The organism is Arthrobacter sp. S41, from assembly GCF_004320535.1.
Classification (GTDB): Bacteria; Actinomycetota; Actinomycetes; order Actinomycetales; family Micrococcaceae; genus Glutamicibacter.
The window spans coordinates 559,023-583,787 of the sequence record NZ_SIHY01000002.1 but is presented as its reverse complement, the minus strand read 5'-3'; the positions used below and the strand labels follow the sequence as shown (position 1 = coordinate 583,787).

The 24,765-nt window shown below is 55.8% G+C and carries 23 protein-coding genes, 2 tRNA genes and 1 rRNA gene; 15 read left to right on the top strand and 11 right to left on the bottom strand.

Features of this window, described 5'->3' with window-relative positions:
* Positions 1–1,057 precede the first annotated feature (1,057 nt).
* Positions 1,058–1,174 (top strand): 5S ribosomal RNA (gene rrf / locus EYR88_RS13970).
* A gap of 121 nt (positions 1,175–1,295) precedes the next feature.
* Here the strand turns inward: rrf and ugpC are convergent.
* The 3 genes from ugpC to EYR88_RS13955 form a co-directional block, all read right to left on the bottom strand.
* Positions 1,296–2,363: a sn-glycerol-3-phosphate ABC transporter ATP-binding protein UgpC gene (ugpC, locus tag EYR88_RS13965; protein WP_131090355.1), complete on the bottom strand. Its 1,068-nt coding sequence runs from the start codon at positions 2,361–2,363 to the stop codon at positions 1,296–1,298.
* A 65-nt stretch (positions 2,364–2,428) separates the two neighbouring features.
* Positions 2,429–3,214, bottom strand: a complete 786-nt coding sequence (otsB, locus tag EYR88_RS13960) for a trehalose-phosphatase (protein ID WP_165477381.1) — start codon at positions 3,212–3,214, stop codon at positions 2,429–2,431.
* 34 nt (positions 3,215–3,248) lie between these two features.
* Entirely contained in the window at positions 3,249–4,712 is a 1,464-nt protein-coding gene (locus EYR88_RS13955; protein WP_131090353.1) for a trehalose-6-phosphate synthase, read from the bottom strand.
* 398 nt (positions 4,713–5,110) lie between these two features.
* On the opposite strand from EYR88_RS13955, the gene EYR88_RS13950 reads away from it, so the two are divergent.
* From EYR88_RS13950 to EYR88_RS13935, 4 genes are all read left to right on the top strand, one after another.
* Positions 5,111–5,977, top strand: coding sequence for a thioredoxin domain-containing protein (locus EYR88_RS13950; RefSeq protein WP_131090352.1), 867 nt, complete (start codon positions 5,111–5,113; stop codon positions 5,975–5,977).
* Between the two features lie 168 nt (positions 5,978–6,145).
* Positions 6,146–6,219: transfer RNA gene (locus EYR88_RS13945), tRNA-Thr, on the top strand.
* A 301-nt stretch (positions 6,220–6,520) separates the two neighbouring features.
* Positions 6,521–6,739: a helix-turn-helix domain-containing protein gene (locus EYR88_RS13940; RefSeq protein ID WP_131090351.1), complete on the top strand. Its 219-nt coding sequence runs from the start codon at positions 6,521–6,523 to the stop codon at positions 6,737–6,739.
* The gene (locus EYR88_RS13935) at positions 6,739–7,971 is read left to right on the top strand and encodes a tyrosine-type recombinase/integrase (RefSeq protein ID WP_131090350.1); all 1,233 of its coding nucleotides are present in this window, start codon (positions 6,739–6,741) and stop codon (positions 7,969–7,971) included. The genes EYR88_RS13940 and EYR88_RS13935 overlap by 1 nt, the downstream gene beginning before the upstream one ends.
* Before the next feature lie 467 nt (positions 7,972–8,438).
* Here the strand turns inward: EYR88_RS13935 and EYR88_RS13930 are convergent, their stop codons facing one another.
* Positions 8,439–8,633, bottom strand: a complete 195-nt coding sequence (locus EYR88_RS13930; RefSeq protein ID WP_131090349.1) for a hypothetical protein — start codon at positions 8,631–8,633, stop codon at positions 8,439–8,441.
* A gap of 332 nt (positions 8,634–8,965) precedes the next feature.
* On the opposite strand from EYR88_RS13930, the gene EYR88_RS13925 reads away from it, so the two are divergent.
* Positions 8,966–9,538 carry a S8 family serine peptidase gene (locus EYR88_RS13925; RefSeq protein ID WP_165477380.1) on the top strand — a complete coding sequence of 191 codons (573 nt, stop codon included), beginning with the start codon at positions 8,966–8,968 and terminating at the stop codon, positions 9,536–9,538.
* Between the two features lie 21 nt (positions 9,539–9,559).
* On the opposite strand, the gene EYR88_RS13920 is transcribed toward EYR88_RS13925, so the two are convergent.
* The 4 genes from EYR88_RS13920 to EYR88_RS16075 form a co-directional block, all read right to left on the bottom strand.
* Complete coding sequence (locus tag EYR88_RS13920; RefSeq protein ID WP_131090347.1) at positions 9,560–10,168, bottom strand: hypothetical protein; 609 nt, start codon at positions 10,166–10,168, stop codon at positions 9,560–9,562.
* A complete protein-coding gene (locus tag EYR88_RS13915; protein WP_131090346.1) occupies positions 10,165–10,722 on the bottom strand; it encodes a hypothetical protein in 558 nt (185 codons plus the stop codon). The genes EYR88_RS13920 and EYR88_RS13915 overlap by 4 nt, the downstream gene beginning before the upstream one ends.
* A gap of 73 nt (positions 10,723–10,795) precedes the next feature.
* Positions 10,796–11,698 carry a hypothetical protein gene (locus tag EYR88_RS13910; protein ID WP_131090345.1) on the bottom strand — a complete coding sequence of 301 codons (903 nt, stop codon included), beginning with the start codon at positions 11,696–11,698 and terminating at the stop codon, positions 10,796–10,798.
* Positions 11,699–11,911: 213 nt separating this feature from the next.
* Positions 11,912–12,367: a CHAP domain-containing protein gene (locus EYR88_RS16075; protein ID WP_165477379.1), complete on the bottom strand. Its 456-nt coding sequence runs from the start codon at positions 12,365–12,367 to the stop codon at positions 11,912–11,914.
* A 24-nt stretch (positions 12,368–12,391) separates the two neighbouring features.
* On the opposite strand from EYR88_RS16075, the gene EYR88_RS13905 reads away from it, so the two are divergent.
* From EYR88_RS13905 to EYR88_RS13890, 4 genes are all read left to right on the top strand, one after another.
* A complete protein-coding gene (locus EYR88_RS13905) occupies positions 12,392–12,955 on the top strand; it encodes a helicase associated domain-containing protein (protein WP_165477378.1) in 564 nt (187 codons plus the stop codon).
* A 399-nt stretch (positions 12,956–13,354) separates the two neighbouring features.
* Entirely contained in the window at positions 13,355–14,305 is a 951-nt protein-coding gene (locus EYR88_RS13900; protein ID WP_131090343.1) for a DUF808 domain-containing protein, read from the top strand.
* Positions 14,306–14,371: 66 nt separating this feature from the next.
* Positions 14,372–16,018, top strand: a complete 1,647-nt coding sequence (locus EYR88_RS13895) for an N-6 DNA methylase (RefSeq protein WP_131090388.1) — start codon at positions 14,372–14,374, stop codon at positions 16,016–16,018.
* Between the two features lie 2 nt (positions 16,019–16,020).
* Positions 16,021–16,947, top strand: a complete 927-nt coding sequence (locus EYR88_RS13890) for a hypothetical protein (RefSeq protein WP_242632592.1) — start codon at positions 16,021–16,023, stop codon at positions 16,945–16,947.
* Here EYR88_RS13890 and EYR88_RS13885 read toward each other — a convergent pair.
* Positions 16,841–17,467, bottom strand: a complete 627-nt coding sequence (locus EYR88_RS13885) for a GNAT family N-acetyltransferase (protein ID WP_165477377.1) — start codon at positions 17,465–17,467, stop codon at positions 16,841–16,843. The genes EYR88_RS13890 and EYR88_RS13885 overlap by 107 nt on opposite strands.
* A gap of 354 nt (positions 17,468–17,821) precedes the next feature.
* Between EYR88_RS13885 and EYR88_RS13880 the strand changes: the two genes are divergently transcribed.
* Positions 17,822–17,895 (top strand) — tRNA-Val (locus EYR88_RS13880).
* A 64-nt stretch (positions 17,896–17,959) separates the two neighbouring features.
* Here the strand turns inward: EYR88_RS13880 and EYR88_RS13875 are convergent.
* Positions 17,960–19,006: an LLM class flavin-dependent oxidoreductase gene (locus EYR88_RS13875; RefSeq protein WP_131090340.1), complete on the bottom strand. Its 1,047-nt coding sequence runs from the start codon at positions 19,004–19,006 to the stop codon at positions 17,960–17,962.
* 201 nt (positions 19,007–19,207) lie between these two features.
* Here EYR88_RS13875 and EYR88_RS13870 point away from each other — a divergent pair, with 201 nt between their 5' ends.
* Complete coding sequence (locus EYR88_RS13870) at positions 19,208–20,878, top strand: threonine/serine exporter family protein (RefSeq protein WP_131090339.1); 1,671 nt, start codon at positions 19,208–19,210, stop codon at positions 20,876–20,878.
* Here the strand turns inward: EYR88_RS13870 and EYR88_RS13865 are convergent.
* Positions 20,875–21,648, bottom strand: coding sequence for a uracil-DNA glycosylase (locus EYR88_RS13865; RefSeq protein WP_242632591.1), 774 nt, complete (start codon positions 21,646–21,648; stop codon positions 20,875–20,877). The two genes, EYR88_RS13870 and EYR88_RS13865, sit on opposite strands and share 4 nt — an antisense overlap.
* A gap of 156 nt (positions 21,649–21,804) precedes the next feature.
* On the opposite strand from EYR88_RS13865, the gene EYR88_RS13860 reads away from it, so the two are divergent.
* The 3 genes from EYR88_RS13860 to groL all read left to right on the top strand — a co-directional run bounded on the left by EYR88_RS13860 (position 21,805) and on the right by groL (position 24,670).
* Positions 21,805–22,095: a DUF3263 domain-containing protein gene (locus EYR88_RS13860; RefSeq protein WP_131090338.1), complete on the top strand. Its 291-nt coding sequence runs from the start codon at positions 21,805–21,807 to the stop codon at positions 22,093–22,095.
* A gap of 42 nt (positions 22,096–22,137) precedes the next feature.
* Positions 22,138–22,737, top strand: a complete 600-nt coding sequence (locus tag EYR88_RS13855) for a LytR C-terminal domain-containing protein (protein WP_131090337.1) — start codon at positions 22,138–22,140, stop codon at positions 22,735–22,737.
* A gap of 295 nt (positions 22,738–23,032) precedes the next feature.
* A complete protein-coding gene (gene groL / locus EYR88_RS13850) occupies positions 23,033–24,670 on the top strand; it encodes a chaperonin GroEL (RefSeq protein WP_131090336.1) in 1,638 nt (545 codons plus the stop codon).
* The last annotated feature ends 95 nt before the right edge of the window (positions 24,671–24,765 follow it).

Below are 24,765 nucleotides of genomic sequence, written 5' to 3'. Positions count from 1 at the left end.
CCACTGCGCCGATGGTACTGCACTCGTGAGGGTGTGGGAGAGTAGGTCACCGCCGGACTTAACTTAATAAAGATGAATGTTGGTTTGAGGCCCTAACCTTTTGGTTGGGGCCTCACCTGTTTAACCACCAACGGTGGGTTGGTTGCTGATTGCTGGTTGGTAGGGGGTTGAGCTGAAGCTCGACCCCCTTTTTCCTGTTTAAAGAACTGGTGACGGCTTCCGGCTACAGCAGCCGACCGAGGCTGAGGGGCGTGCACCCACTGCAGACCAGGACGGCACAGGCAGTAGGTGGGTATCGTCCCTGTTGCGATCTATCCTCTGCTGGGATCCATGCAGGCAGGCTGTACACGAGCAGAGATGTTGGATGCACCCACATGCCAGGACCTTGCTGGTTTCGGCGCACGAGGCTGGCCGGTACTGCGCACGGTACTTAGCTAAATCAGCCCTTCGGTAGAGTCGACTTCTTCTCTAAGAGCAATTGAGCTGGCTAGTACCTTCTTGAAGAATCGATGCCGTTACTCTTTCGTTGTTGGCGTGAGCAGCACTTGGAGTGGCTTGCGTACCTTTCCTGGCTGCACCTATCATAGCGAGGCTACGCCGCCATGCGTGAGAGCTGCCCTCTGGTGGGTTTCACTGAGGCGTAGGAGCCTGACGGATGCCATAGGTGTCGCGAGGTGGAACGCATGTCTGGCTAACGCTGTTCGTATCAGCTTGCCAATCGCCGCAGGAGCCTCTGGGCAGCCGTAGTCTGGCCCGCCTGTCACCACGTTTGTAGTACGGCACTACAGCTAGACTCCAGAGCCGCTATGGTCGCTCCGGATCTAAATGATGCGTGCTGCTAGTTCGTGATTCTCGGGCTGTCCGCGTAGCTTGGCTGCGTGGAGGGCGTCCGTTCGATGAAGTGTGAACAAGATGCCTGCGCCGTCCTGTGGTCAAGGCCACCAAGCCAGGACGGCCTTGAATTGGTACTGCGGCAAACCGGCTGATATAGTTGTGGAGTTGTCGCAATCGCGGATGACACCGTAGTTTTCCCATGGTTCGCCATGAGGTATAGAGTTACGGCGATCATAGCGTGGGGGAAACGCCCGGTCCCATACCGAACCCGGAAGCTAAGACCCACAGCGCCGATGGTACTGCACTCGGGAGGGTGTGGGAGAGTAGGTCATCGCCGGGCATAATTTGCCGAAGGCCCCGAATTTGATTCGGGGCCTTCGATGTTTAACTTGGGTTCTTTGCCCAAAAGAAAAGCAGGCGGTAAGAAAGTTTCCTTTCTTACCGCCTGCTTTTCTGATTCTTTAGGCTTCGTCTAGACGAGCGCCACTCTCGGTATCAAAGAGGTGGATGTGCTGCAGACGTGGAGCGATATTTAGTCGCTGCCCACGTGCTGGGGGAGTACGTCCATCAACACGAACCACGACGATCTGCGTTTCGCCAGCAAGTTCTGCCGAACCGTAGATGTACGCGTCAGCGCCGAGCTCTTCAACAACGTCCACGATGATCTCCACGCCCTCGCCGGCGCCGACAATGTCGATGTCTTCGGGACGGAAGCCCAAGGTGGTGCCACCGTTTGCACCGGCAACCTGGATCAGCGCGTTGCCAAAAGCAACCTGTCCGTTTACGGCCTCCAACTTGACCAAGTTCATTGCAGGAGAGCCAATGAAACCAGCAACAAAAACGTTGCGTGGGCGGTCGTAGAGTTCGCGAGGAGTGCCAACCTGCTGCAGTTCGCCGTCCTTGAGAACCGCAACGCGGTCACCCATGGTCAAGGCTTCCACCTGATCGTGAGTCACGTATACGGTCGTAACGCCGAGGCGTCGAGTCAAAGAAGCAATCTGTGTACGAGTCTGTACACGCAACTTGGCGTCCAAGTTAGACAGCGGCTCATCCATCAAGAACACCTGCGGTGAACGAACGATAGCTCGGCCCATGGCCACACGCTGACGCTGACCACCGGAGAGTGCCTTTGGCTTACGGGTCAAGTACTGCTCAAGGTCCAGAAGCTTCGCCGCTTCAAGCACGCGACGGTTGCGCTCTTCCTTGTCCACACCGGCGATCTTCAGGGCAAAGCCCATGTTTTCAGCGACGGTCATATGTGGGTACAACGCATAGTTCTGGAAAACCATTGCGATGTCGCGGTCCTTGGGCGGAACGTTGGTAACGTCCTTATCGCCGATGAGAATCCGACCCGAATCCACTTCTTCCAGTCCTGCAAGCATGCGCAGGGTGGTCGACTTACCGCAGCCTGAAGGGCCAACGAGTACGAGGAATTCCCCGTCTTGGATTTCGAGGTCGATTGCATCTACTGAGGGAACTAGCGCGCCTGGGTAGATACGGGTGGCCTTATCAAAGGTCACAGTTGCCATGATGACAATCCTTTCACGGGCAGGTACGTGCCCGACGATCCATAGTGAAAGTGAGTTAGGACACTTTAGTTTCGCATGGAAATCAGAATTTGCAAAAGATGTGGCAAATCTTGGGGCGTGGCTATACGATGTCGGGCCAATGTTTCGCCTGGACCGACCTTAATGCCGAGATCACTGGACGTCAGAACCCTAAACCCGTTTTCGTCGGTCACATCATCACCCACAAAGAGCACGGCGTCGACGTGTAACAATTCTCGAAGCCACGTTAAGCTCTCGCCTTTATCGCCCTGATGCACTGAAGCTTCCAAGACAGATTTGCCCTCAAGGAGCTTGACCCCGGGGATCGAACTCAAGGCCAACTTGGCTTCTGCAATCGCAGCAATGCCCACCTCGGGCTGTGCGCGACGCACATGGAGAACCGTTGCCGAGGGCTTATATTCCAAGGTGACGTCCTTGTGCATTTGGGCGATCGTCTCTAGCGCAGTGCTCAGCTGCTTCAGCCGATCTAGTTGCACGGCGCTAAGCGGTTGCTCCTCCCAGTCCGCGCTGAATTCTTGAGGCACGCGCCGTTCTGCGCCATGGGAACCAATGCAGATCTCGGGCACCGGTTCTGGATACACGGCCGCGAGGGAGGCAAGATTGCGTCCAGAAACCAAAGCTGCGTAGATCCCGGGGCGCTGGCTAAGGCTCTGGAAAGCTAGCGCAGAGTCGGGCAATGGGCGGGCATCTTCGGGCCGGTCTACCAGCGGAGACATGGTTCCGTCGAAGTCCAACGCCACAAGGACGCGTTCATGGGCGGCAAACGCTGCCAGCGCTGCGCGCAGGTCGTTGTCGATCTCAGGCAAGGTCAAGTTCGTTCCTGTGTTCACCGGAGCTAACTCCGGATTAGCGGGTGCCGGCATTGGCAGAGGTGGTGGCGCTGATTTCGGCGAGCTCGGCGAGGAACACCTCGGACCAGCGGGTTACGTCATTAACCTTTAGGTGTCGGTTCATGCGACGCATCCGCTTTTCCTGTTCGGCCTCGTTCATTTTCACCGCGGCGATGATCTTGTCCTTCATGCCGTCGATGTCGTGAGGGTTCACCAGAACAGCCTGCGTGAGCTGGTCTGCGGCGCCGGTGTATTCGGAGAGCACCAGCACACCGCGGCCATCTTGATGCGCTGCGACGTATTCCTTGGCAACCAAGTTCATACCGTCGCGCAGCGCGGTCACGAGCAGAACGTCGGCGGCCAGATACATCGCGATCATTTCGCGCAACGGGTAGGACTGGTGCAAGTAGCGCAGCGTGGTGTGGCTCAGGGTGTCATGCTGACCGGTGATTTGACCGACCATGAGCTCCACCTGATCACGTAACTCCATGTAGGTGTCCACGTTTTCGCGGCTGGGGCTGGCTACCTGAATTAGGCACACGTCGCCTGCGCGCAATTGTTCGTCGGCTAAAAGTTCGCCGTAGGCCTTGAGCCGGTGACGGATGCCCTTGGTGTAGTCGAGTCGGTCCACGCCAAGAATGACAGTCTTCGGGTTGCCCAGTTCATTACGGATCTGGGCGGCCCTGGCAATGATCTGCGGATCACGGGACAGTTTGGCAATTTGCTCGGTATCGATGGAGATCGGGTGTGCCTTGGCCCGGCACAAGTTCTGCATCTGATTGCTCGCTGAAGGGGTAGCAACGTCGCCCTTGGTTGAGTAGTCAGTGAAACGGCGCAGGCAACGAAGGAAGTTTGACGCATCAGTCTCGCGTTGGAAACCCACGAGGTCCGCTCCGGCGAGGCCCTGCAGGATCTGTGTACGCCAAGGCAACTGTGAGAAGAGGCTAGCGGCCGGGAACGGAATGTGCAGGAAGAAGCCGATCTTCAAATCGGGGCGGGCAACGCGGATCATCTGCGGGACCAGCTGCAGCTGGTAATCGTGGACCCAGACGGTGGCGTTAGGCGCGGCAATTTTTAGCACGGCGTCGGCGAACCGCTGATTGATTTTCTTGTAGCGGTCCCACCAGGTGCGGTGGTACTCCGGCGGGACGATGACGTCGTGGTAAAGCGGCCAAAGGGTGGAGTTGGAGAAGCCCTCATAGTAAAGGGTTAGATCGTCTTCACTTAGTGGCACTGGGGCCAGGTGGATGTTGTCCTTGTCGAAGCTATCTAACTCTTCGTCGACTCCACCATGCCAGCCGACCCATGCTCCATCGGAGGCGGCCATGATGGGAGCTAAAGCGGTGACCAAACCACCGGGCGAACGTCTGAAACCTTGTGACCCGTCCGGATTGGTGATCCGGTCTACGGGTAGTCGGTTGGCTACGACCACTAGGTCGTAATTCTGCTCGGTGTTGTGGTTTGGTTCTGCGGTACCCACTTTAAACCTCCTGGTTTGATCAAACTGCGCACCTTGATGGTGCTGACTCGTCGGTTCTGAGTGAATGACTATGTATTCAGTTTTTCATTGTGCTTAGTAACGACCCTAGTGAAAAGTCGGTCTGATGAAAATCATACTGAAGTTTGGTTAGTTATGTGAGGTGACGCACGTTTCGTGACGTGGCGTAGCGAGGCGTAGATAATGCTCGAGCAGTTCCCCAAGTGACTTGGTTGAATGATCAAGTACAGTGTTTGATACTGCTTTGGGTGCTGTATGCGGAAGTTATGTGAGTCCTGTGAAGGGCGAGCAATCTCCTCTATTCAAGGATATTTGCCTGAAGGATTGGCTAAGCTTGATCCAGATGACCGTTCTCCGCTGACTGAGGAACCACCAAATTTATGTCTACAAATAATCCGCGCCCAACAAAAGCGCAGCGCAACGCGAGTGCACGCGAAAAAGCAGCTCAGCTTCGCGTTACCGAAGAGGCAGCTAAAAAGCGCAAATCGCTGATCGTGAAGCTCGGAGTTTTGGCTGCTGTCATTTTGGTGATTGCGCTAGTAGTTACGTTGATCGTGCGCAACAACAACGGCAAAGTCGCAGACGCTGGTTCGACGCCTCAGGGCGCAACTGCTGCTGGTGGCATTGTTGTCACTTCCTCGGATACGGTCGCTAAGAAGAGCACTGAAGAAGTGAAGATCGACGAACTGAAGCAGCCTGAGACGGCACCGGAGACCCCAGAGCCACGAGATCTGACCGTGGCCAAGAAGGGTGATCCGATCAATATCACCATGTACGTGGATGCCAACTGTGTTCACTGTGCTGACTTCGAAGCAACCTACGGGGACCAGATCGATGACTGGTTGGCCAGCGGAGATGTAAATATCGAGTACCGCAACGTTGGCTACCTCGATGGTGGATCTCCAACCAACTACTCCTCACGTGGCGCCAACGCCCTAGCTTGTGTTGCTGACGTGAGCCCAACGGCCTACATGAAGTTCGTCAAGGCACTGTGGGGTCACTACCCAGAGGGCGAAATGAAGAACTCCGAGTTGGCTCAGATGGCGATCGACAACGGCGCTGACGAATCGGTGAAAGATTGCATCGACAGCGACAAGTTCCGTCCATTCGTAAAGTACGCGACCACTGCAGGTCAGTACGACGGTGTTAAGGGAACCCCTTCGATTTTCATCCAGGGTAAGGAATTCGTCCTGGGTACCGATGACTTCCCAACCGAGGTCAACGCAGCAATCAAGGCCAACAAGTAATCCCTGTTTGCTCTAGACAACTTGGCGAGATCAGGTAGTATTCGATATTGATCTCGCACCACGATAAAGGGGAAGAAAGCCATAAACGGCTTTCTTCCCCTTTGCGTTGCATCGAGGTAACACCCGATTCGCAGTCCACCGGTGTTTTCGGATATTCTTATCCGGTACGCCCCCTTAGCTCAGCTGGCCAGAGCGTCTGTCTTGTAAACTGAAGGTCACCGGTTCGAATCCGGTAGGGGGCTCGAACAGATCCTCGGAGCACATGGTTTTTCGCCTGTGTTTCCGGGGACTTTCTCTATTAACGTCCAGTCGGTCGATCTAAATCAGATACCGCTTTGTTGCGCAGGGTGTCGTTTAGGTGTCCTTTTGAAATCAAGGTGCCTTTTTAGCGGGTGAAATGAACACCGATTAGCCCGCACGCAGCGGTTGGACCGGCTCGTACTCATGGACGTTCCAGGCGTGAAATTTCCGCCCTGAGCGAACAAGGGTCCGTTTCGGGCATTTTGCGTGAACTGGAAGCATATTAACCTACACCCGGTAAGTATGACCGAAGAAATCATTAGCCTCACGGCGCCTGAAACCGAGCTGCTGCTCACCCGAGCTGAAGCAGCACTGATCCTGCGAACTTCGCCCAAAACACTGGCCAACTGGGCTAGCGCAGGCATCGGGCCACGAAGCCGCAGGTGCGGACGCACTGCCGTGTACCTGCGCAGCGAAATCGAAAGCTACGTCGCCAACCTCTTCGAGAAGGAGGCTGCCTAATGGGACGCCGCCGACTAGAACCAGGCGAGCTGGGAGAGATCTCATACAAGACCGTCACCCGAGCCGACGGTCGATCAATGATCAAAGCACGGAGCCGCTACCGTGATTCGGGTGGCGTTACCAAGCGCCTGAGCGCCGAAGGCAAGACGAGAGCCGCTGCTAAGAATTCACTGAAGCTGAAGCACAAAGATCTGCTGAACAGCGGGGCTGCCCTGGGCGCAGAAGCACCCACCGTTGCCCAAGCAGTGGAAAACTACTTGAGCACCTTGCAGATTCAGGACCTGGAACACAAAGTCCGTGGAGCTCGCTACGTCACTCAAGGCACAATGCGACAATACAATCGATCGGCAGCCATAGCCACCAAAGTCCTTGGCGATGTGCGACTGGGAGACCTGACGGTGCAATATGCGCAGAGGCAGCTTGAAGCCCTTGTGGATCCAGTAACTCTGGAAGGCGCAGCCGCAGCAAAACAGGCCAAGAACCTACTGATGCGTGCAATTGCTGACGCGCAGCGCCTCGGGCACATCGCAGGAAACCCCATTCAGGCGGTACAGTTGCCAACCAAGGGGCGCGCGCCTGTCAATGCTCCGACCTCGGACGACCTTACTGCTTGGCGTGCAGCTTTCGGATGGTACTTCGATGACAAGCAAGGTGCGACGACCAAGCGAATGGATGAGCGCGTGCGCTGGGTAACGGAACTGCTGCTGGCAACGGGCATGCGCATCGGTGAAGCCATGGCCCTGCGCTGGCAAGACATTGATTTCCAGAACCGGCGTGTGAAGATCACGGGCACCCTCGTTGAGAATGGTGCTCTGGCGCGTCAAGGGTATCCGAAAACAGAGTCCTCCACCGGATCTCTAGCCTTGCCCGACAAAACGGTAGGCATGCTGATCAAGCTGCATAGCCGCACGAAGTGGAAGGCTGCCAGTGACCCAGTCTTTGCCACCCGGACAGGCAATTATGCGGCACCCACCTCGATCCGCCGGTCTTTACGCCGGATCAGCGAGCTGTACCCGAAAAACTTGCCGATGCCGGACCTAGCGCCACACGATCTTCGCCGTGCTGTGGCCATGCATATTGCTGAAGTGGCAGGGATTGAGTCCGCCTCAAAGCAGCTTCGACATGCGAGCCAGCGACGACTATTGCACATTATATTAAGCGGGCGGAAGATGTTGCCGACTACACTGGTGCAGTCGAAGGATTGTACGCGAATACAATCGCGGGCGACTTAGCTGACCAAAAGTATGCGTTTCCAAGATTTCATGCGAATACGAGGTTACCAAACTCCGTTAGTGAGCTGCTTTAGCTCATCGTGAGTTTGCGCGGGATTCTCAAGCCCCTCAGGCGAGTGTCGCATTGTACAAGTTATTAATGAGATAACAATAAGGCCAAACGTCTCCGATTGGCCGGGAAAGTTCTTGGAAACGAATTGATGACTCAAGCGAGAGTGAGAGCCGGAGCGCCACTAGACGCAGCTGAAGACAGGGCAAATAAGAAACCTGTTGCTGACGTTGTCAGGCGAATCGAGGACTTTCAGAACCAGTTTCTAGGTGGAACCTTTGGCATGACACGAAAAATCTTGCAGGAATCGCTAGACATGTTAACGCCAGAACTTCTAATATCTGTAGTTGCTGCCGGCTCTGTGCCGAGCATGGAAAAACTTCGTATACGTCTTGCAACCTAGAAGGAAGCTGCAAGGCTATAGGTGTTCCAGCGCCTCATCAAGCGAATCGTGGATGGAGGATATATCGCCAGTTAGGTCAATTAGTCTCACGCGGATCGGATACTCACCAAGGGTGAAGTTGAGATTTCTACCCAGCCCGTCCTCGGTGTGAACGGCAAGCAGAACACCTTTCGGTGCCCAGCTCAGGTTCTTTCGCAGCTGAGCTGTCACACAGTACGAATACAACTGGTCCGGGTTTCGTTTCAGCACCCACCCAATCGCGTGCATTAGAGTTCTAACAGTGCCACTTTCACCGACACACCTTGTAAAAACGGTGAACTTGAAACACACGACCAACCGACTCTGACCAGACGTTACACGATGGTTGCACCCGAACAGGTAGATTATTGCATTCGATGATGAAGAAAAACGCTGCCATATCAGTTGCGCTGCTGAGTGCCAGCTTCATGCTTACAGGATGCCAGCGGCCTCCCGCGCACATAGACATTGCGCTGATTGACAGCGGACAAACTGCACTCGCGCAATTTTCCAAGTATGACATCGTGAACCACGGAGCAAACACACCCTCCGAGCACGGCACCATGATGATGTCCTCCATCTTGGGTGTAAATTCAGACTCCCAACTGGACCCTGCGTCCCTAACGATGCACTCATATGACATTGGCGACGCTCCAAGCGCCTCAGACATAGCCAATGCTATTGAAGCCGCCGTTGCGGACAACGCGCGAATCATCAACATCAGCCTTGGTGTCAGGCGTCCACACGCTGAAATTGAGAAAGCCCTGAAATCGGCCAAGGATGCCGGAGCATTCGTTGTCGCCGCAACTGGCAACGTGAGATCTCTGGCCCCCGATTACCCGGCACGCTATGACACAGCGCTTTCAGTTGCAGCAACTGACGCCAACGGCGAATGCTGGACGGAAAACCCCTGCGACAAAGCTGACCTCACAGAGGCAGGAGTGGACATTCCAGTGTCCAAATCCAACGGCAAGGTAGTTGAAGAATCAGGATCTTCCATTGCAGCTTCTGAAACGACCAGAAAGATAGTTGAAGGAATACTTTCTGGACGCATTAAGGATGCAAGCAAATTCGAGTCCAGCCAGCTGGACGGCTAAGCCGCAACACATGGGAGCGGGCTACCGCTGAAGAAAAACTTGTAGCCCGCTTCCTCGTGTGAACCCCAGCTTTTCGTATCGCGCCGCCATGGTTTCATCCGCAGCTACAGAGGCCACTACGGATTTAGCCGGCAAGCCCAATAGAGCTGAGCGAAGATCTGCTAGCACCCCTGAGCTTGAACCTGGCATTTGAGCAAGAGAAGAAAGAATGTAGAGGTCACCTTCGGGTAGTCCGCGGATGTCCAGAGCGACTTCTCCCTGTCGTGCCACAATTGCCATGCCGGCAGCCAACCAGATCATCAGCAAGGCGCTGATGCCGAATCCGGCAATTTGAACCCAGGCACTCCCAATGTGCAGGTAGCGGACGGCTAGAGCCAGTAAAGCTGGAACGCACAACGCTACAAGGAACAAGCACAAGCGCAGCAGAGTCTGCACCGGCCTGTTACGAAGCAGCACGAAAACACCCAAACGGTTGCCAGTTAGGTGCACGTGACGGGCTCCCGCGGAAACCACTGAGAGCAGTTGCGCAAGGAAAATAACTGCGGCACCAGCCGTGCCCTTGCCGAAGGCACGACTGGTGATGCAAGCAGCTTGGAAAGTGTCTCGGATTGACCCGACAATACTCGTCAATCGATTGGGTCTGGTTCGCAACCTGGCCGTCCCTGCATCGCAAAAGCCTTCTCATACAGAGTGGCGCTCTCATCCGGCCAGCCTGGATCTCGCGGAACGACACCGGTAGCAGCCCAGAGCGTCTCCCTTAGCCACTGTGCGAATCCAGCTACACGGAAGTTGCCTACAGCGCCTGCATCCCCTTCAGCATGCTCAAGCAAGACAATTGCTCGCCTCATCCCACCGAGCTCGTCCTGAATGACGTTCCACAACTCTTCATCCTTAGTGAACACAACGTCGTAGCTGTCTTCATCTTCTTCGGGAGGCCATTCCATCATTTCGCGTTCAACCGGCAATGACCGGGAAGCAAGGAGCTCTGGGTCGGAAATATCGTAGGCTGCAACTACACGTGCCGAGTCTACGTATTCATCGATGAGGTTGCCGGCGAACCTGGAGTAGTCGAAGGTCTTGCCACCTAACGAGGTGAGAAGTGCTGCAGCTTCCGACACGCGTGGAGCAGCGCCAACCCCGTAGTGTGCACGAGCAGCCTGCAAGAGTTCTTGGTAGTCAGTCATAGTTCCATAATTCAAACACGATTGGTGCCGCCAACAGTAGCTAGCGACACCAATACCTCGTGCAGATTATTTCTTAGGTCATGCTTCCGTAGAAGAGGTGAACGCTAGGTGTCCGATTGTTGGGATGGTAGTGCCACATGTATCCCTTCTTGCCTCCACCACTGATTTCAGGGCCAACAGCCGATTTGCCGTTCTTAATAGAGACAGCTAAGGATTTCGCCTTGCTCTTGGACAAAGCCCAAACGTCATTTCCCTTACCCTTCTTGCCACGAGTTACAGCCTGGGCCTTTGTAAGCCCCTTCGCGCTGATGAACACTTTATTGCTCTTAAGCGTCGCTGGGTAGTAATCGCGCTTCTTCGACTTACTCTTCCTGCTGTTCTCCTTGATGATCTTGGAAATAGCCTTCCCTGCTTCAAGAGCAAGGGCTCCGCCAATCACAATCGCGGCACCGACAGCAAGGTAGTAAAGTGCAGTGCTGATGGAGATTGCGCCAAAAGCAAGAGGTATCACGAAAGCAACTGAAGAAGATGCTTCAGCTGAGTCGTGCTCGTAGATTTCGCCAGTCTTCGGGTTCGTTAGGGTGAAAACTGTGCGCTCAACAGTAGACTCCTGAATGTCGATGTCGTAGGTTTCGGTGACGATTTCACCGTCAATCTTGTCGGTGAAGGTTACTTCGCCACTGGCTTTTCCAGCGTCGAGTTCAAGGGCGAACTCGAATGGATCGTTGGCAGCAGCTGCTTCTGCCTCAATTTCGATTCCCGCGGTGCTGACGTCAACTTGTTCAAGCTCTAAGCCTTCTTCGGCCAGACCTTCTTCGACGATTTCTTCAGAGCTGTATCCAGCATATTGCGCCTGGAGCTCTTGGGTGGTGGAAGCTGTCGGGGCGGCTGCCTCAGTTGCGGGTTCTGGCGGGGATTGTACAGATCCGAGCGAAAGTGCGGATGCAACCGCTATAGCGGTAACTATTTTGATCATGGTCTTCTTTCGAAGTCGGTGCGGATGTGACCATAACCAATGAACCATATCTGAGCAGACACTAAATCATCCTTAAGAGTTATTTAGACTCGATTCACCCTCCGCCTGCGTTACTCTGCACGTATCCAGCTTGCGCGTAAATGAAGAAGCCGAATAAGTGGGAACAAGAAAGAACCCGATGTTACGAACATCGGGTTCTTGTCTCAGAGAGAACTACTTGCGCCAGTATCCCAGGAAACCGCGAGCATCGAACCCGTTGAGAGTCACATAGCGTTGATCCCACCAATTCTGCTGCATGGTTTTTCCGTTGTATCGCACGCCCACATGACCGTAGCTAGACACGATATTTTTGTACGGACCCCAAACTAGGATGTCTCCATCCCTGAAATCCCTGTCCGTGTGCCACTCAAATCCTGCGGCCTTGAGCTTGTTTCCAGCTGTGCCACCTGACTTGTAAGCGATTGCATGTCCCCAATGGTTGGTTCTTAGGCCACGCACTTGCAGCAAGTACTGGGAAACCAGGCTGACGCATTCCCCTCTGCCTGTTCCGTCAGCGTTCACAAGCGAAGTTCCGGCAACCTTGTTGTAGAACTTTGCAATCGATGTTGCTGCCTTTGGTGCGCTGCCGCACTTTTTGGCTACAACTGGATTGTTGCTGCCTGCCGCCATGTCCACATCGGCCGAGTAGGTTCCGTGCGTGGTTTTGTACCAAAGGCTGTCCCAGTCGCCTCTGATTCCAGGGATGCCCTGGGGTATGCTCGGGCACGGCGAACTGCCGAAGAAGCTGGCACAAATGTACGATTTGCCGGTCGAGGCCCGGACCGTCCGTCCACAAGATGGAGGTCAAGGCTCGCTGAGGTCAAGCAGTTTGTAGCCGACTACGGCAAGCTGCCTGAATCTAATGGCGACAAAACCGAGGCGTCCTTGCATGGGTGGCTTCTGGAGCAGCGGCGTTCCTATAGGCGACAGCAGATGTCCTACCCGAAGATCGTTCTGCTGGAAGAACTGACCGGATGGAACTGCGACAGGCACCAAGAAAGCCTTGATCGGCAGTGGGAAGACAAGCTCGCCCAGCTGGAAACCTACGTCAACCAGCATGGCGGGATGCCCCGGTATAGGACTTTCGCGTCCGAAGACGAGCGAGCGCTTGGCGTCTGGTTGCATAAGCAACACCAGCGTCGTGCAGAGGGGAAGATCGCCGGGTGGCGGCACGTCGCGCTAGATGGAGTAGTGCCTGGCTGGCGTAGCCGAGCTTAGGCGCCCCGGATCTCTACACCCCTCGGACAGGGTGACTTTTACTTGCCCTTTTCAAAAGGCGGCTGCGGGAAAAACCGGGAATCTAGGGGAAGTATTAGTCACCCAACAAGACTCCTTACTCCCCAGTAGCGCCCATGTACACGCGAAATTATCAGTGTTTTGCGAAAGTGCCTTGTAAACTGAAGGTCACCGGTTCGAATCCGGTAGGGGGCTCCACTAGATCCTCGGATTGGCGGCAGATTTGCTGGTGATTCCGAGGATTTTCTGTATCGGGCTATCACTGCTCCTCGCGTCGAGCCTGCAGAAGGCAAATCGCTGTCGCCGGTAGAATTATTGCAAGACCACAATCCATGAGCCGGGGCCAACGGGCCAAGTGCTCAGCTTTTGAAGGAGCCAAAAATGGCCGGAGGCCTTGTAGCACTGTTGGACGACGTAGCTGCGTTGGTGAAAGTCACTGCGGCGTCCATGGATGACATCGCGCTCGGCGCCGCAAAAGCCAGCACCAAGGCCATGGGTGTGGTGGTTGATGACGCGGCGGTCACCCCACAGTATGTGGAAGGCCTGTCTCCCAAACGCGAGCTACCCATCATCTGGAAAATTGCGGTGGGTTCCATCCGCAACAAGTTGCTGTTCATTCTGCCTGTCGCACTTTTGCTTTCGTACTTTGCACCGTGGGCATTGACCCCCATCCTGATGCTCGGCGGCACCTACCTCGTATTCGAAGGTGCAGAGAAACTTCTTGAAGCCCTTGGCTGGATCAAGCACCACGGTTCAGGCGAAGAAGGCAAAGAACGCGATGAAAAAAGCATTATCAGTTCGGCAGTACGCACCGACCTGGTGCTCTCCGCCGAAATCTTGGTGATCTCGCTGAACGAAGTAGCTCACGAGCCAATCCTCACCCGAGCACTGATCCTGATCACCGTGGCCGTGCTGATGACCGTGGTGGTCTACGGAGCGGTCGGGCTCATTGTGAAGATGGATGACATCGGCCTGCATATGGCTGCTAAGTCTCGCAAGCTCACCCAGAAAATCGGCCGCAGCCTGGTCAAGGGGATGCCTATTGTCATGTCCGTGCTGGGCAAGGTCGGCGTGGTCGCGATGCTTTGGGTCGGTGGACACCTGATTCTTGTTGGCATGGATGAGCTTGGCTTGCATGCGCCCTACGGCTTTGTGCACCACCTCGAAGAGCAGGTGCATCATGCAACCGGTGCTGCCGGTGCGGTGCTTGGCTGGTGCGTTAATACTGCGCTGTGCTGCGTGGCTGGCTTTATTTTGGGCAGCATCGTCACGGTTATCGTTCTGGGATTCGGAAAGCTTAAAAACAAGGGTAAGACCGAAGCCGCCCACTAGGGCTAGAAATCTCGGTCATTTGCGTCCAGCCAAACTGTCTGGCCGCCATGGAAAGATCAATGCGTGTTGAGTAAAGAAGCAAAAGAACAGGCCACCGCCCGCCATGCGCGCGGTGCCTACTTCACCCCGGAACCTTTGGCTGCATTTATGGCGCACTGGGCGCTAGAGGGCCACGGGACCAGAATTCTGGAGCCCTCCTGCGGCGAGGCGCAATTCCTTGAAACGGCCCACAAAGAACTGGCCGGTACCGGGGCATCGGCGCAGCTCGTAGGTTATGAACTGCACGAACCAACCGTTAAACAGGCTCGGGTACGTCTTGGGGCGCAGGGGATCAATGCCCAGATCGCACAGGCGAACTTTTTTGAGCTAGCTGGCACCAGCGACTTTGACGTGGTGATCGGCAACCCGCCGTACGTCAGATACCAACTGCACCGCGGAGTAGACCGCCAGCGTTCCAGAGCTGCGGCCAAAGAAGCCGGAGTGGAACTGAACGAACTGGCCAGCATCTGGGCGGCCTTTGTGGTTCATGCAACCAGCTTCTTGGCTCAGGGTGGCCGGATGGCGTTTGTGTTGCCTGCTGAGCTGATGTTTGTGAACTATGCCGGGTCGGTGCGCCAGATGTTGCTCGAACGTTTTGCCAACGTACATTTGGTGGTTTTTGAGCAGCGCCTTTTTGCTGACGCGCAAGAAGAAGTAGTGCTGCTGCTGGCCGAGGGGTATCAGCAAGGACCCACAGCTCACTTCAACCTGCATCAATTCCGCAACGCTGAAGACCTGGCGCAGTTGGGCGCCGGAACCCAGCATGCCCCGGTACAAAAAGCGGAGCGCTGGACCGGCTCATTGGTGGGCATCGAAGCCCAATCAATCCTTTCCTCCGCTTTGGCCCACGGGCATTTGTCCACGCTCAAGGCGTGGGGCGAAACCTCACTGGGAGCGGTAACCGGCAATAACAAATGGTTTACCCTGAGCCGTGAACGAGTCCAAGAACTAGGTTTGGCTGAGCAGGATTTGATTCGTATCTCCCCACCAGGTTCCAGGCACTTACGTGGCCTAGAACTTGACGAGGCGATGTGGCAGCGCTTGGGCGAACACGGTTCGGCAACCTATCTCTTTAGGCCGGCAGCTAACCCGAGCACCGCTGGTGAAAGCTTTATCGCCAGTGGTGAATTGGAGGCGGTGGACCAAGCTTACAAATGCCGGGTGCGCTCGCCGTGGTGGCGGGTTCCAGTGCTTTCGGTTCCTGACCTGTTCATGACGTACATGAATGCTGATACACCACGGCTGACAACCAACCAAGCCGGAGTGCACCACATCAACTCAATCCACGGCGTATACCTCGGCGCCGATGTGCGTGAGTTGGGCCGTGAGCTCTTGCCGTTGGCATCGCTAAATACACTGACCATGTTGGGTGCAGAAATCATCGGGCGTTCCTACGGTGGTGGCATTTTGAAGGTTGAACCGCGAGAAGCCGACGTGCTTCCGGTTCCTTCAATCACCATGGTGCAGGCCCACACACACGAATTGCGATCCATCAAAGATACGGTTCGCCAGCTGCTGGCCCAAGGCCACAAACAAGAAGCAACAGACCTGGTTGACCAGATCGTGCTAGGAAGCATGCTTGAGCTGGATAAGGACGCAGTTCAAGCGCTGCGTGCCGCAAGGCAGCACATGCTGGAGCGACGCAAGGCAAGAAGCAAAGCGGTGAAGGGATAAACGTGGCTAATCCGACGGTCGAAAAGACCCTGGCATTTGCGGAGTTTGATACAACGCTGATGTCGGCGGCAAAAGATTCACCGTGGTTGAATAACGGGGCAGTCACCGAAGAATTCAACCCGTCCTACGCCGTACTTGAAAAGCTTTTGAGCATTCCGGTACGGACCAAAGCGGTAACCCGTTCGGGCCGCTTCGCCCAAGGCGTTGACGCCTGGTTGGCGCATGAATTACGTCGCGCCGGATTTGACGCGGACCTCGTCTGGCCGCGGCCCGAAGCACCACGAGTCCTCTCCAGCGATATCTTGGACCTACTTCGCAAGCTGCCTGAACGCCTAGCCGATGAAGTCCACGAATCGATCATGAACGGCAAAGCCGGAAGTACCGACGCGAGAATTTTAGGTCGCGCCTATATGAAGCAGACCGACGTGGTGATGACCCATTGGTCCACCGGACCGGAACTGCTGCTGAGCACCAAGGCCATGACCTCCTCCTTCGGCAAGAACCTATCTAACCGGTATGAGGAAGCCTATGGTGACGCTGCGAATCTACGGGCCCGTTATCCGTTGGCGGCTGTAGGGTTCTTCTTTGTGCAACGGGCAACCATCCTCGAAAGTGAACCGGCAGCCTTCCGTCGAACCGTGGATATGATTCGAAAGCTGCGCGACTTTGGCGACGGCTTTGGGTACACCGCCACCGGCTTGTTGCTGGTGGACTGGGACGATGAGGCACAAGACCCCGAAGTTCGTTGTGTGCACCCGGCGGTGCCCCAAGACATTGCAGCACCACAGTTCCTGAACGCCATGGTGGACGCGGTACTCAAAGTTACACCCATCGACCTGCATGAAGCAGCTCGCGCTCGCCGAGCGGGTGAAGTGGCTCCGCTACCAGGGCACGAATGGGTGGATGAGCAACAAGACGCACTGTTCTAGGCCTCGGGGTGTAGCTGAGAATACGTGCCTCACGCTCGGCGGCCTGAGGCAAAGAGTCCACCCACCCGCGCGCAGCTTGCGGTGCCCGGTAGATGAATTTCAGTCGGCCGTCTTGCTCAAAACTACGCTCGCGTTCCCATAAGTCGGAACGCTCATAAAAGGCCCACGAAGCCGGGTTCTGCGCATCGATGACACTGATGGGCGTTTTCCCAGAACGCACCGCAAATTCAAGACGCAGGTTGGTGACATGCTGGCGAATTCCTCTGCGACGGTATTCGGGCCGCACTGCCATACAGCCGAGCTCTACCGCGTCCATGACCTCGGTGGGAGCCAGGATGGAGTCGTGAACTAACCCTGCAGCGATCAAGGTGCCTTGATCGCGCACGGTAACCAGTAGTTCCAGACGATCAAATTTCTGTTGCCAGCGCTGGTCAATGACCGGGTACAGCAGTGCCAGCTCGGCGAGTTGCGCCGAATCGAGGCGCAACGGTGACAAAGAGAAGTTCAGATTTTCAAACACTGGGTGTGGTCCTAGAAGAAAAGAACGAACGAAAAGAAGGCTTTGGCTCAGCGGTCAGTAACCGCTGTGCCGATTCGTTGGCCTTGATAGGACCGACGCCGGTGGCTTCCGGCAACTTCCCTGTGGGGTCCAGTTTGCGCTCGATGAGCTAGGAAAATTATGCGGTCTGAACTGTGCCGTTCACAAGTGCTTTTTGGTACTTTTTTGGTGAAGAGAAAAGAAACGATCTGATGAGTGTTTTTGCTGTGCTTCGTAGCTTGTGATTGGCGCCCGGTGTTGGTGCGCGATTTGGTGCAGGGGTATGAAAAGGCTAAGATCGTTGAGGTGCTTGACCCCGTGGTCAGAGCGCAATATGGATCTTTAGCTCAGTTGGTTAGAGCGTTCGCCTCACACGCGAAAGGTCGCTGGTTCGAGTCCAGTAAGATCCACGAAAAAAGCCACCGGTGACGGTGGCTTTTTTGCTGTTCTAGCAGTTGGTGGCGAGGCCCGGGATTAGGCGCTCAGTAATTCATGAACCCGTGGTTTTACTTCTTGGCCCAGGAGCTTGATGCTGTGCATCATCGTTTCATGCGGCAAGGTGCCGGCGGAGTACTTAATGTCTGCGCGCGAGAGTCCCAGAAGTTTTGTTGCCGAGGCGATCTTTGCGGCCACGGTTTCTCCGCTTCCGGCCATCATGGCACCACGTGGGCCCATCGCTGCCTGGAGGGTCATCTTGCTTGCCGGTGGCCATCCGCGCTCGGAGCCCAAGCGGTTCATGGTGCGCTGGTAATGCGGCCAGAGTGTTTCAAGTGCTTCTTCATCACTGTCGGCAACAAGTCCGTGGAAATGTGCCGCCACTGGTTGCTCGCTATGGCCGTATTCCTTTAGCGCACGATGGTACAGATCAACCAGCCCGGTAAATGCCGCAGGCTGTCCACCGATGATTGCCAAGAATAGCGGTAGGCCATGGCGTGCGGCTCGAACCACCGATTGTGGAGAGCCACCCACACCAACCCAGGTAGTCAGAGGCTTATCTTCCAACAGTGGGTAGACCTGAGTATTGCGCAGAGCGGCGCGATGTTGGCCATGCCAAACCACTGGGTTGCCGTGGCGCAATTTGGCCATGAGATCCAGCTTCTCTTCGAAGAGCTTCTCGTAGTCGTCGAGGTTCAGCCCAAACAGTGGGAAGGATTCAACAAAGGAACCGCGTCCGGCAATGAGCTCGCTGCGTGAATTGGAAATGGCATCAAGGGTGGCAAAACGTTCATAAACTCTGACCGGGTCATCGCTGGAAAGTACGGTCACCGCGGTTCCTAGCTTGATCCGTTCGGTGGTGCTGGCCAGTGCGGCCAGGACGATTTCTGGTGAGGAAACCGCGTAGTCGTCACGGTGGTGTTCGCCAACGCCGAAGAAGTCTAGGTTGGCGGCCTCAGCTGCTTGTCCTTCAGCAATGACATTGCGGATGACCTGTGCGTGGCTGAGCAGGTTGCCTTCGGCGTCCTGAGTAATGTCACCAAAAGTTTCGACGCCGATCTCCGGCAAGAGCAGGTTGTCGCTCATGAGTACCTTTCAAATTGCATGCAAACACATCTAAGTTCATTGTCTCTCAACCACCGCGCGACCGGGGATATTCCGCAGCTAAAAAACAGTGCAAAATGTGTTCGGCGCTACCTAGTGATTTATGCCCGTTCGGCACAACTTATTGCCCATCGGTTGTATCGTAAATTGCATGGGAAATCTTAGGCTGAGGGGGCAAGATTAGTGGCGCATCGATCTGACGAAGAGCACGGCGTACCGTCAGGGCAGATGGGTGATGATCCAGCGCCATCGGCGACTGCGTTGCCACGGATATCCACCAGTGAAATCAACCTGGGATTCCACCCGGATGAGCCTATCGAAGAACAGCCCACCGCTTCTGAACTACCGCTAAATACGGCGGTTAGTGCCAGCGTTTCGGCAGCTGCCGCTTCAGATATTGAGTGGCGCACCGGTCAGGTGCACACTACCGACGACGGCATTACCTTGATGCCTACCCGTGCCAACCCTGTGGCACGTCGGTTGCTGGCTAAAATGTGGATTTCGGACACACCTCCAACTCAGGCGCTGAACATTGTTGAACGCCTGCAGGGTACGCCCTATGCCAATCCAAAGGTCAACGACCAGCAGGATGCCTCTTCTCGGCGCACCATGGAGTTTGCACTGGACCTCGGGGAGACCCTGATTCGTTATGGTGCCGGTGCCTTGGAAGTGGAGACCAGCATCATCGCGGTCACCGCTGCCCTGGGCCTGAGCCACCTAGACGTTGACATCACCAACCAGTCGCTGCATCTGAACTACAGCCCACCAGACGCCGAAAGTTACTCGGTGCTGCGCGTAGTACGTTCATATACGTCCAATTATGCAGGCTTGGTCTTGGTCCACGAGCTGGTCTCGGACATCATTGCTGGCGGCGTATCGCGTAGTGCCTCGGCCAAAAGGCTGAAGGAAATTACCCGTCGCCCAAAACCGTTCCCACGCTGGATCGTGGCTGGCGGACGCGCGCTGTTCGCGGCAGCATTTGTGCTTTTTATCGGCGGCTCGTGGGCTGGCGCGTTGGTGGCTATCGTGTCATCGAGTGTGGTCACCCAGATCGGTCGTTATGGCTCGCGTTGGCGGGTTCCGGAGTTCTTCACCATCGCAACCTCAACCATGGTGATTACCGGAATCGCGTTGATCGGGTATCAGCTTCATGCGCCGTTGGACCCCGCGCTCGTGGTCTCAGGAGGCATCCTGCTCTTGCTTCCTTCCGGACGGTTTGTCTCGGCACTGCAAGATGCCATCAATGGGTTCCCGGTGACCGCTGTAGGGCGATTGTTCTCAGCAAGTTTGACCTACGGCGCGATTCTTAGCGGAATTGCTGCGGCGTTGGTTGTTTCGGATCTGCTCGGCGGCGAAGAGGTTGACGTACACCAAATTGTCACCACCGAGTATCCGGCCTGGTTATTGCTGCTGCTCGTTGCGGTGGCCATTGTGGCCGGTGCAATTTCTGAACAGAGCGCTGTGCGTTTGCTTTTGCCGACTGCCGGTATTGCTATCGGCGGTTATCTGGTCCAGATGTTGGCTGAGAGCATGGGGCTTGGAGATCGTGCGGTTCCAGCACTCGTGGCCACGGTGGTCGGCTTTGCTGCACGTTTTGCCGCGGACAAGCTGCGTACTCCGCAGCTAGTTCTTGCGGCCCCAGCGGTAATGTTCCTGCTTCCAGGTCTGATGATTTTCCGTGCCATGTACGGCATCGTGATCAACGTTGATGACATGTCCACCGGCCTGGTTGAAATGTTCAACGCCATGGCCATCATGCTTTCCATCGCCGGAGGCGTCGTCTTTGGCGAAACGCTATGTCGCCCACTGACTTCGAACGCTCGTCGTGAGCGTCGGCGAATCCGTCGACGCTAAGCTACCGGCAACGACCAATTAATCGGCTTCTGTCCCTGAAGGGATAGGAGCCGATTGGTTTCTGAAAACGGTTTTGAGCCAAAGAATCCTCGCGAGGCGGACAACGGTGAGGGATGGGCGCTACGCAGTTGGGGAACGTTGGATAGCGACGGGGAGAGCTTCTGCGCGTGGTTGCCCCACAGAATTGCCACCGGAGGATTCGCTCGTTCGTTCAGGGCTGCCAAGATCGCCTCAATAACCGGAGCCCAACCGAGTTTCTGGTGCGCCCCAGCCTGGCCTGCGGACACTGACAGGACCTGATTTAGCAGCAGTACGCCCTGGGACTGCCAGGCGCTTAGGTCCGGATGAGCGACCGGAGCGATACCAAGATCAGCCTGAAGTTCCTTATAGATGTTGCCCAGCGAACGGGGCAATGGGCGGACCGGCTTATTGGCTGCGAAGGCCAGACCATTGGGGTGCCCCGGTGTGGGGTACGGATCTTGGCCAATAATCAGGACTTTGACTTCGGCCAATGGCAATGCCAGTGCGCGAAACATCACCTTAGGCTCGGGCAGGATCACTTCGCCCTGAGCGGAGCGTTCGGCCAATTTGATGGCTAGATCACGAAGAATATTGTCCGTAGCCGATAGCGGTACTACCCAATCAGTGGCGATGAAACCCTGATCTGACATGGATTGAGCTCCGTGGAAAAAGGGGAAATCACCCGGGGCATACACCGCAGCCTGCGGGGGCCGTGGAGCGTCAAAAAGGGCTTGTTGCATTTCATCCATAGGTGCAATTGTGCCGTTTTTCTGGCGTGCCTGTGCCCGGCCACACGGCGATAGGCATGCTGATTGGTTAGAATATCGGTGGTATGTCTACCAACGGTGGAGTACAAGCATGGCCGAGACACATAAAAACTGAGCTGAGGACCGAGGTGAGAACGCATGGCAGAGAACGAGTTATTGGCAGATTTTGTAATGAATCCAGACTCGGAACTTGATGAGCGTTCACAACAGATCCTGAGCTTGGAAAAGTTGTGGTGGAAGTATGCGGGAGCCAAGGAACAAGCGATCACCAAGCAGTTTTCTATGTCTCCAACCAACTACTATCAGCTGCTGAACCAGCTGATAGAAACGGATGCGGCCATGGCCTACGACCCGATGCTGGTAAAGCGACTACGCAGAACACGTTCAACAAAACGTCGTGTGGGCGGTAAGGTCGGCTCGGGGAGATAACCCAGCCTGCCGTGACCAGTTAGACCTCGAGCAAGGACAAGAATGACCAACTACCCGCGTGACGAATTTGATCGCGTACCGGAGTTCAACACCCGTGTGGGTTCACACCACGCACACGGATGGGCGCAGTCTGCTACCTCAAAGTCGACCGGTGGCAAGTTGCTGTGGGTAGTGTTGGCTGCCGTGATCGTGCTGATCATCGGTGCTGCGTCCTTTGTCTTTGCTCCGCAACTCAAGGACAGCATCGCCGGAGCCGGTGGAAGCGAAAGCACTTCGCCCACCGATGAAAATGAATCGCAGGAGCCAAGCGCCAGCGAATCCGCTTCTGAGTCCAGCACCATTGATGACGCAGATGTCCTGTTTGATCAACGCATCGGTGTTTACAACGCCGCCAGTGTTGCTGGGGTAGCCAGTGCTGGCAAAGAAGCCGTGACTGAAGCCGGCTTCACCAACATCGTGACCGACAACTGGAACAAGCCTGCCGAGACTTCGACGGTTTATTACATGTCAGAGGCCGAACGGATCACCGCAGAAAAAGCGGCCGAAGCCCTAAATATTGACGATGTTTTGCAGACCGAGAACGTCCCTAATCGAGTCACTGTGGTCATCGGATCCGATGACCCGCTGGAACTGAACAAATAATTCAGTAACAATTCAATTCGCTCAGAGCCGATCGGCTTGCACTCGCCATGCGAGAGTGCCAATATTTGTATTAGCACTCTTGCGTTGCGACTGCTAACGCCGGTCGGCTTTTGCGTTCCTATTGGAATTTTGAAGCCGCGGTCTAGCCAAGTACGGGCAGGGTGCTGAGAATACCTCAGATAGCGAGAGCTGAAACGGTCGCTGGCCAGATGCCGCACCGGAGAACTCGTCCGTCGCGGGCGCTGTCTGTCGGTTGCATTTTCGCAAAATCGTCCCGAAAGGACCGAAAGCCACTATGGCCAAGATGATTGCATTTGACGAGGAAGCACGCCGCGGACTCGAGCGCGGACTGAACACCCTCGCTGACGCGGTAAAGGTAACCCTCGGCCCACGCGGCCGCAACGTCGTATTGGAAAAGAAGTGGGGCGCCCCTACTATCACCAACGACGGTGTGTCCATCGCTAAGGAAATCGATCTCGAAGATCCTTACGAGAAGATCGGCGCAGAGCTGGTCAAGGAAGTTGCCAAGAAGACTGACGATGTTGCCGGTGACGGTACCACCACCGCAACCGTACTTGCTCAGGCACTGGTCAAGGAAGGTCTGCGCAACGTTGCTGCAGGCGCTGACCCAATCGCACTGCGCCGCGGTATCGACAAGGCTGTAGAAGCCGTCACCGCTGAGCTGTTTGCTGCTGCTAAGAAGATCGAGTCCAAGGAGCAGATCGCTGCTACCGCTTCGATCTCCGCAGGCGACACCGAAATCGGTGGCCTGATCGCTGAAGCTCTCGACAAGGTCGGCGAGCAGGGCGTTATCACCGTTGAAGAATCCAACACCTTCGGCCTGGAGCTGGAGTTGGCAGAGGGTATGCGCTTTGACAAGGGCTACATCTCGGCTTACTTCGTCACCGACACCGAGCGCCAGGAGACCGTTCTTGAGGATCCATACATCCTCATCGTGAACTCCAAGATCTCCTCGGTTAAGGACATGGTGACCCTGCTGGAGAAGGTCATGCAGTCGAACAAGTCGCTGCTGATCATCGCCGAAGACGTTGAAGGCGAAGCGCTGGCTACCCTGATCTTGAACAAGATCCGTGGCCTGTTCAAGTCTGTTGCTGTTAAGGCTCCAGGCTTCGGTGACCGCCGCAAGGCAATGCTCACCGACATCGCACTGCTTACCGGTGGCCAGGTTGTTTCCGAAGAAATCGGCCTGTCCCTAGATAACGTAGGCCTCGAAGTTCTAGGTACCGCCCGCAAGGTCGTTATCACCAAGGACGAGACCACCATTGTTGAAGGTGGCGGCGAAGCCGACGCAATCGAAGGCCGCAAGGCTCAGATCGCAGCCGAGATCAAGAACACCGACTCGGACTACGACCGCGAGAAGCTGCAGGAGCGCCACGCAAAGCTCTCCGGCGGTGTTGCTGTGCTGAAGGCCGGCGCTGCAACCGAGGTTGAGCTCAAGGAGCGCAAGCACCGCATCGAAGACGCCGTGCGTAACGCAAAGGCAGCCGTTGAAGAAGGCATCGTCGCCGGTGGTGGCGTTGCATTGATTCAGGCTGGTGCTGCTGCATTCGCCAAGCTTGAGCTGGAAGGCGACGAAGCAACCGGCGCGAACATCGTTCGTGTTGGCATCGAAGCTCCACTGAAGCAGATTGCACTGAACGCTGGCATGGAGCCAGGCGTTGTCGCCGACAAGGTCAAGGGCCTGCCTGCTGGCCACGGCCTGAACGCTGCAACCGGTCAGTACGTGAACCTGCTTGAAGCTGGCGTCAACGACCCAGTGAAGGTAACCCGTTCGGCACTGCAGAACGCTGCTTCTATCGCTGGCCTGTTCCTCACCACCGAAGCTGTTGTTGCAGAGAAGCCAGCACCTGCTGGCTCTGCCCCAGCTGGTGGCGATGACATGGGTGGCATGGGCGGAATGGGCGGCTTCTAATAAGCCCCCTGCTGCAGATGTAGCGCATTAACTAAGCTGATGGCCTGGTACCCACAAGGTACCAGGCCATCAGTTTCTTAACCAGCGCAAAACAA

Excerpts from the sequence above, each read along its gene's own strand:
- ugpC (WP_131090355.1), bottom strand. The coding sequence starts at position 2,363 with ATGGCAACTGTGACCTTTGATAAGGCCACCCGTATCTACCCAGGCGCG.
- EYR88_RS13950 (WP_131090352.1), top strand. The coding sequence starts at position 5,111 with ATGTCTACAAATAATCCGCGCCCAACAAAAGCGCAGCGCAACGCGAGT.
- EYR88_RS13940 (WP_131090351.1), top strand. The coding sequence starts at position 6,521 with ATGACCGAAGAAATCATTAGCCTCACGGCGCCTGAAACCGAGCTGCTG.
- EYR88_RS13935 (WP_131090350.1), top strand. The coding sequence starts at position 6,739 with ATGGGACGCCGCCGACTAGAACCAGGCGAGCTGGGAGAGATCTCATAC.
- EYR88_RS13915 (WP_131090346.1), bottom strand. The coding sequence starts at position 10,722 with ATGACTGACTACCAAGAACTCTTGCAGGCTGCTCGTGCACACTACGGG.
- EYR88_RS13910 (WP_131090345.1), bottom strand. The coding sequence starts at position 11,698 with ATGATCAAAATAGTTACCGCTATAGCGGTTGCATCCGCACTTTCGCTC.
- EYR88_RS16075 (WP_165477379.1), bottom strand. The coding sequence starts at position 12,367 with ATGGCGGCAGGCAGCAACAATCCAGTTGTAGCCAAAAAGTGCGGCAGC.
- EYR88_RS13900 (WP_131090343.1), top strand. The coding sequence starts at position 13,355 with ATGGCCGGAGGCCTTGTAGCACTGTTGGACGACGTAGCTGCGTTGGTG.
- EYR88_RS13875 (WP_131090340.1), bottom strand. The coding sequence starts at position 19,006 with ATGAGCGACAACCTGCTCTTGCCGGAGATCGGCGTCGAAACTTTTGGT.
- EYR88_RS13865 (WP_242632591.1), bottom strand. The coding sequence starts at position 21,648 with ATGGATGAAATGCAACAAGCCCTTTTTGACGCTCCACGGCCCCCGCAG.
- EYR88_RS13860 (WP_131090338.1), top strand. The coding sequence starts at position 21,805 with ATGGCAGAGAACGAGTTATTGGCAGATTTTGTAATGAATCCAGACTCG.
- EYR88_RS13855 (WP_131090337.1), top strand. The coding sequence starts at position 22,138 with ATGACCAACTACCCGCGTGACGAATTTGATCGCGTACCGGAGTTCAAC.
- groL (WP_131090336.1), top strand. The coding sequence starts at position 23,033 with ATGGCCAAGATGATTGCATTTGACGAGGAAGCACGCCGCGGACTCGAG.